General features: G+C 55.0%; 1 protein-coding gene and 1 pseudogene. One reads left to right on the top strand and one right to left on the bottom strand.

Features of this window, described 5'->3' with window-relative positions; translation table 11 throughout:
• The coding region (locus tag EOA22_RS32035; RefSeq protein WP_127390529.1) for a diguanylate cyclase at positions 1-146 on the top strand (146 nt) is incomplete at its 5' end.
• Positions 147-504: 358 nt separating this feature from the next.
• Here EOA22_RS32035 and EOA22_RS32030 read toward each other — a convergent pair.
• Positions 505-1,864: pseudogene (locus EOA22_RS32030) on the bottom strand (5'-methylthioadenosine/S-adenosylhomocysteine nucleosidase); the annotation flags it as partial.

The following is a 1,864-nucleotide window of genomic DNA, read 5'->3' as shown; positions in this document are numbered from 1 at the left end:
AGACGGCCGAAGTTACTGTCAGCGTTGGAGTGTCTTCGGTTTTCAAAGGGGCGGATACAGTAGCGGCGCTGATAAAACGCGCCGACGTCGCCCGTTACAAAGCCAAAAACGGCGGCCGCAATCGGGTGGTCGTTGGTCTCGATTGATGGATTGCTGCCCGGCGTTGTTATGGAATTTAGCTTTCTTTATGTGTCGGAAGTCTACTTGGCCTCGTAGGCGGCGGGCGGTTCCCGCGGACTGTTCAACATTGGAGTGACGGCAAGATTGGAGCAGCGCGTCCTAGCTTGGTTGGAAACGCCACCCTCAATAATCTTGGCGGCTTCGACTTCTATCGAAGCAAAAGAGCCCTCCCGCCCGGCAGTTAAGAAAGGCGACGACCTGAACCAAGGAACCAAGCGGTTGCAGACCGTTAATTGAATGCAATCAGCTAGGTTCCGCAAGATGAACGGATCGATGGACCGTTCACCTCGCGATCATGTTCTTTCAGTGGGCTCCTGCACTCTGTCAGACTGAGAATCTGCCGATCAAGAATTTCCGAAGAGCTTCGGCAGACGCACGCGCCGCAAACGGCTTGAAACGGTCCGCCTTGTTGGGATCGGCATGGTCCATCACCCCCTTGATAACGATCCACTCGCCAATACCACACTGCTTTGCGATCTCACCGATTGTGGCCGCTTCCATCTCGAGTCCCAACACGGTGCGCACGCCGCTGCGCTTCAACATGTCCCAAGTCATGCCATTTTTGACAACGACGTTTCCGCTGGCGATTGGGCCAGTCTTGATTTCAAAGGGGAGTGTTTTTGGTGGATCGACATCCATGACAAGTGACCGTTCCACAGCACTTCGTCCTACTTCCGTAAGTTTTATCGACGTCCCCTCTATTAGCAGCTCCCCCGACTTCTCTAGATCAACAAGCGTCGAGGACCACTCCCCGTCCGCGAAGTAGCGTTTACGCGCTGGCAGCACGCGCGGATCGAAGCCTTGATAGAGCTTGTGCATTAGCCATAATTTGCGCTCCCCACCATTTGGATGGCCGAAACTTGGGAGATCACGAGGATCGCGAGACTGCGCCGCCGCAAGCCACTCCTTAGATATTCGTGCCTGGCGGATATCGCTGAGGAACTCGTCCTTTTCCCGTTTTCCCTCGTCGTATTGATAGGCAAGCTCCGAGACGATGAGATCACCAAGCTCAACATCGCCTGGGTTACCAGCGCAAACCCCACACATCACAAGGCACTTTGGTCGGAGATAGTTGGCGAGGTTTGTCGCCACCGGACTGGTGCTCACGGACCCCATGCGACTCGGTTTCGCTAAAGCTATACTGAAACGCTCTTCACCTCCTACGACGAAGGACCCGACTAGATAATCGTCGTTGAGATGGGTCTTTCGCGGCAGCCATTCCGACACGCCTTCAGGCGACCCAGCACGGGTGCCAAACACCGCGCGTGCCTCGGTAAATTCATCGGCAATGGCTGTTATTAACAAAACATCCACCGATTCCCCCTGTGGTCCCATTACCGCAGCCTGAGACTCGCGGCTGAGTTTGAAGAAGCCCTTCGACAATTGGCTGGTCCAATAGTTCCCGCTCAATTCGCCGGTATGTTCATTTAGTCGAAGGATCGCCGCACCCTTGTATGGGTTGACTGCGTCAGACCACATAGCCTTGGGTTCTACCTCGTACATGTAATGAATGACGGGGCGTCCTGAGACCTCGTGGCTGGGCTTGGCGAGGATCGTGCGGGAATCCGAGCCGATCGAATACACTTGCATGTCGATCCCCCAATCGCTCTGACGAATGATGGCGGTTGCATCGACCTTTCCGGTACGGTCACCCCGTTGCCAATGGATTTCCATCTTCCAAGTG

This window comes from Mesorhizobium sp. M7A.F.Ca.US.014.04.1.1 (assembly GCF_003998745.1).
Taxonomy (GTDB): domain Bacteria; phylum Pseudomonadota; class Alphaproteobacteria; order Rhizobiales; family Rhizobiaceae; genus Mesorhizobium; species Mesorhizobium ciceri.
The sequence above is the reverse complement of the archived record's forward strand: the minus strand, read 5'-3'. Positions and strand labels throughout refer to the sequence as shown.